Below are 8,793 nucleotides of genomic sequence, written 5' to 3' on the forward strand. Positions count from 1 at the left end.
ACTGTGGAGACAAAACTATGAATTTCCTGAAAACAGTTAATTCCAAATCATTTCTCGATAAAATTCCATACAAACCAATGGGAAAATACGCTCACTTTCTCACCGTGCGCGTTACAGAATCCTATCCTTTATTTCAGACTGATGGAGAATTGAATAAAGCGCGAGTGCGGGCAGGAATTCAAGACGAAAAACCCATCAGCCGGTTGACAATGTTTAAGCGCAAACAGTCTACTCCAGAGCGTTTAGTCGGTCGCGAATTGCTGCGTAACTACGGCATAATGACAGAGGAAGAGTGCGAATACAATGTCAAGTTTGCCATGAACAATCCTGACTGCATTATCTACGGATTTGCGATCGGTGACTCAGGCTCAGAAAAATCGAAAGTAGTAGTTGATACGGCATTTTCAATCACTGCATTTGATGAATCTCACGAAAGCTTTACTCTCAATGCTCCCTATGAAAACGGGACAATGGCATCTAAAGGTGAAGCGGGTTCTAAACCGGGGGAAATCACCAGCCGTATTAACCAGCAAGACCACATTAAACCCCAAGTTTTCTTTCCTAGCATTGTCACGCTAAAAGACCCCACTGAGGCTACTTTTTTGTACGTCTTTAACAACATTTTAAGGACGAGGCACTACGGCGCTCAAACAACTCGCACGGGACGAGTGAGAAATGAGTTAATAGGTGTGGTTTTTGCTGATGGTGAAATTACCAGTAACCTGCGTTGGACTCAGGCAATTTACGATAAGTTGCAAGCTGAAAATAAACTTAGCTCTCGCGATCCGCTGAATGAGGATGATGTGAAAGCAGCAGCTATCAGCGCAATGCAAATGTTAATGAGTAAGGAGTTTATTGTGCATACTGATTTTATTGACTCTCAGTTTGCACCCTTATTAGATGAGGTAAAAGCTCTGACGGGAAGTGAGCAGGGAATTAAGCAGATTTTGCAACAAGCTGATGCGGAAGCGAAAGCTTATGCTGAAAAGCATATCAAGTCTAAGAAACCCGAAGACGATAAATCAGAAGCCAAGAAGTCAGCTAAGGCGGGAAAATCATAATGGTCAAAATTTACCGCTGTCAAATCGAGTTGCACGATAGCCTTTATTTTGCAACTCGCGAGATAGGGAGACTTTACGAAACAGAGCCTGTAATTCACAATTACGCGCTTTGTTACGCCCTCGGTTTGGTGGATAGCGAAATCTATTCCACCACCGTTTCTGAAGAACATTCCTATCGCTATTTCTGTCCCGAACAAGTTCCTAAATACGAGCCGCATTTAACGGCGCTCAACCAACAGGGGATTTATGTTACTCCGGGACGATCTATTTCTCACTCCTCTACCCTCAACACTTGGAAATATGCCAACAATAACTATCACGTTGAGATGGAGAAAACTCAGAAAAATATCCCTAGTTTTGGCAGAACCAAAGAAATTGCGCCGGAAAGTAAATTTGAGTTTTTCATAATCTCAGAGAAGTCTCTCAAACTGGCAAAGTGGATACGGTTGGGAAAGTGGATGAGCAAAGCAGCAGTCGAAATCGTAGAACAGAAGGAAGTGAAGCGATCGCCCTCAGAAACAGACTTCATCTTTCCCTATCTTCTCAACCCTTTAGATGTGATGTTTTCCCATCAAGTGATTAGCTACGATGTGGTTAATATGCCTCCGGTTAGCCTCATCCAAAATGTCAAAATGCTAGGGCGATATTACGAGTTTGACAAACTCAAAATTCCGGCGTGTATGGAATACCGCTTTCGGGCAGATTAATAGGAGGCAGAGCCTCTAGAAATGCGTTCCCAGGTAGAACCTGGGAACGATAAAAATTAAACCCATTTTAAGCATTAACCATTAACCAATTATGCCGCACAGCCTCGTCCTCAACATCCTTCCCCTGGCCCCAATTCCCCCCGGATACCTCACCGGAAGACACCTGCACGCCCTCTTCCTCACCCTCGTGAGCTCGGTTGACAAAAAACTCGGCGATCGCCTCCACGATGCCGCCGCCCAAAAATCCTTCACTCTCAGCCCTTTGCAAACTAAAAAATGCCCTTTCAAAAAACACCATTTCCTGCAATGGGAACACACAGAACCGATTCCAGAACACACCCTCTGTTGGTGGCGGATTACTCTGCTTGATGACACTTTATTCGGTCAATTAACTAATCTTTGGCTGAACCTCAATCCGTCGAAGCCGTGGCATCTCGGGCCCGCCGATTTGATGATTGCTAAAATTCTCGGAACGCCCCAAGTAGATCAACCTTGGGCTAATGCTTGTAGTTACTCTCAACTTTACGAACAAGCTTCCGAAACTAATCGTTTAATTGCTTTCAGTTTTGCGACTCCTACTACGTTTCGACAGGGGAAATTTGATTCGGTGATTCCTACTAGAGATTGCGTTTTTAACAGTCTACTCAGTCGCTGGAATAAGTACAGCCCGATCGCAATTTCCGATCTTTCCTTCGATGCACTTTTCTCGACATTTGTCAATATCCGAAGTGAAAGATTGACTAACTATCAAAGCGATTTTGTGGGCATGGTTGGGGAGGTTAGCTATCGGATTTTGGGAGATGTCGAGCCTTTAGTGATTAAGCAAATTAATGCTTTGGCTGATTTTGCTGTTTACTGCGGGGTGGGCAGGAAAACTCCGATGGGGATGGGAATGACTAGGCGAATAGTTGTTAAAAAAAGTTCTTGAAACTGAACGTAAAACCCATAGTCCGCCAGGGGTTGAAACGCGATTTTTACAGTAGGGGATACGCAAGGGCAAGCCTTAACGTAAAACCCATACTCCGCCAGGGGTTGAAACCCCTGCCTCAAAGCTAAAGTCCTCTTGCATAGGACTGCAAGTATGAATGATTAAATTACTTCTTCAGTCGGTTTCAACCTTTGCGCTTACTGTTACCGATAAGCTCAAACTCTCATCAATGATTAAATTACTTCTTCAGTCGGTTTCAACCGACTTTAGCTATGAGACAGGGGTTTCAACCCCTGGCGGACTGGCGGATCGCTGGCAGATCACTGGCGGATCGCTAATTCATCAAATTCTTTCGCCCCACGGGGAAATTAAATGTTTCAACCCTTAAAATTATGAACGATTCTGATTACATTTCGATCGCATCTCTGAACCAATATTCTTACTGTCCTCACCGCTGCTGGCGAATGTCTTGTGCGGGAGAATTTGCCGATAATCAGTATACCATAGAAGGCACGAGTTTGCACGATCGCGTTCACACGATGGGCGAAATTAACCGCGATGAAACTTGGCAGGTGCGGGCGATTTGGCTGAAGTCTGAGAAGTATAAACTTATTGGTAAATCGGATTTGATTGAGTCGGCTGACGGTGAGATTTACCCCGTGGAATACAAGCGGGGACGGAAGGGAGAATGGGATAACGACGAGTTGCAGGTTTGCGCCCAAGCGCTTTGTTTGGAGGAGATGACGGGGAAAACTATTGCGACTGGATATGTGTACTACGCGCAGTCGCACCAGCGGCAATTAGTCGAGATTTCTGAGGGGTTGAGACAAGAGGCGATCGCCACTATCACCGCTATCCAATTTTTGGTGCAAACAGGGACAATGCCTCGACCTAATTATACCAAACGCTGTCAAGGTTGCAGCCTTTATCAGCAATGTTTGCCCCAAGCTGCCGATCAAGTCCTGCGCTATCAAGAAGCTAATTAATCCAAACTACAAATTTAGGAGTCAATCGTGGGGACGCTGTATATCAATCAAGATGATGTTTTTATTGGGAAAACAGATGAACGCCTCAATGTCAAGGCAAAAAATCAAATGTTACAGGATGTGCCTTTGATTCATTTAGATGGAGTGGTGATTTTGGGACGGGCGACTATTTCTCCGGCGGCGATCGCAGAATTGCTACAACGGAAAATTCCTCTGACTTTTATCACCGATACCGGTCACTATTTGGGTAAGCTGGAACCGGAATTAAGTAAAAACATTTTCGTTCGCAATGCTCAGTGGAAAGCGGCGGGTGAAACTCCGCAAGCTATTCATGTTGTCCGGGGTTTTATTCGCGGGAAATTGAAGAATTATCGCAGCAGTTTATCTCAAACTCAGCGGGAACATTCCGAACTAAATTTAGCCTCGGCAATTATGCAGATTTCCAATGCGATCGCCAAACTTGACAAAACTGACAATATTGACTCCTTGCGCGCACAGGAAGGTGCTGGAAGTGCGGCATATTTCAGGGTTTTCAACCAATTAATTCGCGCGGAAGGCTTTGTGTTTCAACCGCGACACCGCCCTGCTACCGATCCGGTGAATTCTTTGATGAATTTTGCTTACACGCTGCTGCGTCACGACGTGCAAAGCGCGATTAATATTGTGGGATTTGACCCTTATTTAGGATACCTTCATATGCAGCGCTACGGCCGCGTGGGTTTAGCGTTTGATTTGATGGAAGAGTTCCGCCCTTTGGTAGCAGACAGTATCATTTTGAATGCGATTAACCGCCGGATTCTGACGCCGAATGATTTTACTGTGGAACCGCTGAGTAATGTGGTGCGACTGTCGGAAACGGGACGGAAAGAGTTTCTGAAGTTGTATGAAAAGAAAAAGCAGTCTGAGTTTAAGCATCCTGTTTTGAAACGCAAGTGCACCTATCAAGAAGCTTTTGAAATTCAAGGGCGGCTGTTGGCGAAATATTTGATGGGCGAGATTGACAAATATCCACCTTTAGTTTTGTACTAGATATGCACATTCTGATTTCTTACGATATTTCGGAAGACAAGCGCCGGACAAAGATTCACAAAATGCTCAAGTCTTACGGGCAGTGGATGCAGTACAGTGTGTTTGAGTGTGCTGATTTGAGCGAGACTCAGTATGCTAAGTTGCGATCGCGCCTGAACAAAGTCATCAAACCGAACGAAGACAGTATTTTGTTTGTCCGGCTGTGCGCCTGCTGTCAGGGTAAGATCGAACGCATTGGTGGGGTAGTGCCTGCCGATCGCACAATATTTTTTGCTTAGTTTCCGTGAATGGGTAGGTGTTAAAATCGGGGTATCAAATTTTTCGGCTCAAACTCATGTCCGGCAAGAGTTTGATGCCCCCAACCTGAAAAAACGATTCACGGAAAGTCTGAAAGCTTTACAGGATAACGTTTTGGAGTGAGGAAGAAAAATTTGCTATTGACAAGACCCAGGCTGGAATGGTACTTTTGTTTTAGATTCACGGAACTGAACCTTGAAAACCAAATACAGCAAGGCTTCTGGAACGGGCGGCCGAAATAAACCTAAATCCCTATCAGGGATTGAAACTCGCAAGTAGAAACAGGGCAACGTGAACTCGCGCATTCGCCGAAATAAACCTAAATCCCTATCAGGGATTGAAACGTTTCGATCGGCTGTGGCGGGTACGAGCTTGCAAAAAGCATCAAGCCGAAATAAACCTAAATCCCTATCAGGGATTGAAACCAAGGTGGGGACGGAAACCATCCTCCGGCGAGACACTGGCCGAAATAAACCTAAATCCCTATCAGGGATTGAAACCTAAAAATTCAAACATTCCCATTTTTGCTATCAACAAGCCGAAATAAACCTAAATCCCTATCAGGGATTGAAACTTGGCAAAAAAACTTGATGCGAACTGGGGCGATCGGCCGAAATAAACCTAAATCCCTATCAGGGATTGAAACCTATATCGATCTCACCTTTCTTGAATCGAGTTTCTAAGCCGAAATAAACCTAAATCCCTATCAGGGATTGAAACTTGATAGAGGTAGGCCGTGGCGACGGGCAAACGCCGAAATAAACCTAAATCCCTATCAGGGATTGAAACAATCATAACATAAAAACCTCAAAAACTGTGAAGAACTGCCGAAATAAACCTAAATCCCTATCAGGGATTGAAACGTAACCCCAACAATGCTCGCAATCTAAACACTTGTAGAGCCGAAATAAACCTAAATCCCTATCAGGGATTGAAACCATAAGTCAGAGTAACTGTAAAGCCACCCCAACTTGCCGAAATAAACCTAAATCCCTATCAGGGATTGAAACAAGTCGGGCAAGTCTTGGCTGGCAGCGACCGAATTTTGTGCCGAAATAAACCTAAATCCCTATCAGGGATTGAAACAACCCGCCCAAGTGCATCCCCGCTAAAGCCTACGAGAGCCGAAATAAACCTAAATCCCTATCAGGGATTGAAACGTACTGGAGGTTGCTTTCCACTAATCAGAAAGCCTTCTGCCGAAATAAACCTAAATCCCTATCAGGGATTGAAACAATGATTCCCCCCTGACCAATTTGATTGCCTATTTCAAATTGAGCCGAAATAAACCTAAATCCCTATCAGGGATTGAAACATCGAGCGCAAAGAGTTTGAGCTTGCCCTAGAAGCCGAAATAAACCTAAATCCCTATCAGGGATTGAAACCTCCGAAGGCCTCTCTGAATAAATCCAATCGAGCACGCCGAAATAAACCTAAATCCCTATCAGGGATTGAAACTTCAGCAAGTAATTGTAAGTGGCGGCAACACCATCATTGCCGAAATAAACCTAAATCCCTATCAGGGATTGAAACGCGGCCTGTAATTTTCAATGTTGCTAAGGCACGTACTGCCGAAATAAACCTAAATCCCTATCAGGGATTGAAACGTATTGAACTTTTTTATACTGGTCAGGCTTTTTCAAGCCGAAATAAACCTAAATCCCTATCAGGGATTGAAACCGCTTCCGTGATAACTATCCCCAGGAGCAACGCAAGAGCCGAAATAAACCTAAATCCCTATCAGGGATTGAAACGCTCAACTTTCCGGTCGGAATTAAACTTGCCGTCTGCCGAAATAAACCTAAATCCCTATCAGGGATTGAAACTGGCAGCGCAAGCAGCGGGACGCGGCACGTATCCGCCAAGCCGAAATAAACCTAAATCCCTATCAGGGATTGAAACGCTACTACGCTTATCTCTTCGTCAGCCCCAGAAGAAAGCCGAAATAAACCTAAATCCCTATCAGGGATTGAAACAAAAAATATAGTCAATATTTGCTAACAATTTATGACAGTAAGCCGAAATAAACCTAAATCCCTATCAGGGATTGAAACTGTTGCCCATTTCCCTTGAGCTGACTTTCTGTAAGCCGAAATAAACCTAAATCCCTATCAGGGATTGAAACGTGACGCTCAATCTGAAAATCTCATCAGAATCGTGCCGAAATAAACCTAAATCCCTATCAGGGATTGAAACATTCATTTATACTTTCTTCATATTTTGCTTTATTTTTTGGAGCCGAAATAAACCTAAATCCCTATCAGGGATTGAAACAAAGATTTAAAAAAAATCAACGAAAACATTACAAGCCGAAATAAACCTAAATCCCTATCAGGGATTGAAACGAGAACCCGATGGTGCCGAGAGGTAGCAAGCTTGCCGAAATAAACCTAAATCCCTATCAGGGATTGAAACTGCGACCGCTGCGCCGGCACCGGGCTTTCACATCTACGCCGAAATAAACCTAAATCCCTATCAGGGATTGAAACATGACGAATTGCTCCAACACAAAAATCTATCTTATAGCCGAAATAAACCTAAATCCCTATCAGGGATTGAAACTTCCGCCATAAAAGCGGAAATCCGAACTGCAATAGAGAGCCGAAATAAACCTAAATCCCTATCAGGGATTGAAACCATCTTTGGGCCCGTCCGTCAGTTCTGCGGGTGAGCCGAAATAAACCTAAATCCCTATCAGGGATTGAAACCTTTTCCTGCCACTTGTGATGAGGTTTTGAATTGCCGAAATAAACCTAAATCCCTATCAGGGATTGAAACGACTGGGCGGTCGATTAAATCCCTAGTGCCGATCGCCGAAATAAACCTAAATCCCTATCAGGGATTGAAACTGCGAAAGACGGTCGGTTTATGGATAATGTTTTGCCGAAATAAACCTAAATCCCTATCAGGGATTGAAACCTAGGGGGATTTTAAGAAGGGAATCTACACACAGAGTTAAGCGAGCCGAAATAAACCTAAATCCCTATCAGGGATTGAAACTTCTTTAGCCTTGATTTTGCAGTAAGTCTCGTGAGCCGAAATAAACCTAAATCCCTATCAGGGATTGAAACTTTTTTCATCTGACAGAGTACCTTTTTAAAGGCCGAAATAAACCTAAATCCCTATCAGGGATTGAAACTGTCATTTTGGGGTTCGTCATATCTGATAAAGTGGATAATGCCGAAATAAACCTAAATCCCTATCAGGGATTGAAACGTAATAATCTCTTTGTAATTTATAAATTCTTTTCCAAGCCGAAATAAACCTAAATCCCTATCAGGGATTGAAACATAGGGATTGAATAGAGCGGGAGATGGCTCCCGCTTTGGGCCGAAATAAACCTAAATCCCTATCAGGGATTGAAACGGATAAATTGGGATGCTTCAAATATGTAACGGTTAGCCGAAATAAACCTAAATCCCTATCAGGGATTGAAACTTTCACTGTTAAAGCTGTAGAATTAATTTTGCGGCTAAAGCCGAAATAAACCTAAATCCCTATCAGGGATTGAAACTTAATTCCGGAGATTGTTTCACTTCCTGTTTTGCGCCGAAATAAACCTAAATCCCTATCAGGGATTGAAACAATTCCAAAATATCCCCGCACTTCTCGATCGCCCGTCCGCACGCCGAAATAAACCTAAATCCCTATCAGGGATTGAAACATTTCCCGCAGTTTCGATTCTATTTCCTGCTTTGCCGAAATAAACCTAATACCATTTTTCTAAAGTTATGCTAGAGTTACCTGAAAAGTAAAGGAGAATATTAAAATGTCTGGGCGTCCTC

Annotated in this window: 7 protein-coding genes and 1 CRISPR repeat array; all 7 genes read left to right on the forward strand. The window is 43.6% G+C overall.

The features are described 5' to 3' along the window. Positions 1 to 17 precede the first annotated feature (17 nt). The gene (cas7d, locus tag QUA80_RS21915; protein ID WP_333427181.1) at positions 18 to 1,061 is read left to right on the forward strand and encodes a type I-D CRISPR-associated protein Cas7/Csc2; all 1,044 of its coding nucleotides are present in this window, start codon (positions 18 to 20) and stop codon (positions 1,059 to 1,061) included. After that, positions 1,061 to 1,768 (forward strand): type I-D CRISPR-associated protein Cas5/Csc1, encoded by a 708-nt coding sequence (gene cas5d / locus QUA80_RS21920; RefSeq protein ID WP_333427182.1) that lies wholly within the window; start codon positions 1,061 to 1,063, stop codon positions 1,766 to 1,768. Before cas7d ends, cas5d begins: the two co-directional genes overlap by 1 nt. Positions 1,769 to 1,859: 91 nt before the next feature. After that, entirely contained in the window at positions 1,860 to 2,696 is an 837-nt protein-coding gene (cas6, locus tag QUA80_RS21925) for a CRISPR-associated endoribonuclease Cas6 (RefSeq protein WP_333427183.1), read from the forward strand. A 157-nt stretch (positions 2,697 to 2,853) separates the two neighbouring features. Beyond that, complete coding sequence (locus QUA80_RS21930; protein ID WP_333427184.1) at positions 2,854 to 3,084, forward strand: hypothetical protein; 231 nt, start codon at positions 2,854 to 2,856, stop codon at positions 3,082 to 3,084. Between the two features lie 4 nt (positions 3,085 to 3,088). Further along, positions 3,089 to 3,682 (forward strand): CRISPR-associated protein Cas4, encoded by a 594-nt coding sequence (gene cas4 / locus QUA80_RS21935; protein ID WP_333427185.1) that lies wholly within the window; start codon positions 3,089 to 3,091, stop codon positions 3,680 to 3,682. Positions 3,683 to 3,709: 27 nt separating this feature from the next. Beyond that, positions 3,710 to 4,711 (forward strand): type I-D CRISPR-associated endonuclease Cas1d, encoded by a 1,002-nt coding sequence (gene cas1d, locus QUA80_RS21940; RefSeq protein WP_333427186.1) that lies wholly within the window; start codon positions 3,710 to 3,712, stop codon positions 4,709 to 4,711. Positions 4,712 to 4,713: 2 nt separating this feature from the next. Continuing rightward, positions 4,714 to 4,989, forward strand: coding sequence for a CRISPR-associated endonuclease Cas2 (cas2, locus tag QUA80_RS21945; RefSeq protein ID WP_333427187.1), 276 nt, complete (start codon positions 4,714 to 4,716; stop codon positions 4,987 to 4,989). A gap of 251 nt (positions 4,990 to 5,240) precedes the next feature. Beyond that, positions 5,241 to 8,672: a CRISPR direct-repeat array (repeat unit 37 nt; unit sequence GCCGAAATAAACCTAAATCCCTATCAGGGATTGAAAC). Positions 8,673 to 8,793: the final 121 nt, after the last annotated feature.

This window comes from Microcoleus sp. F4-D5 (genome assembly GCF_036704885.1).
In the GTDB taxonomy this organism is placed as follows: Bacteria; Cyanobacteriota; Cyanobacteriia; order Cyanobacteriales; family Microcoleaceae; genus Microcoleus.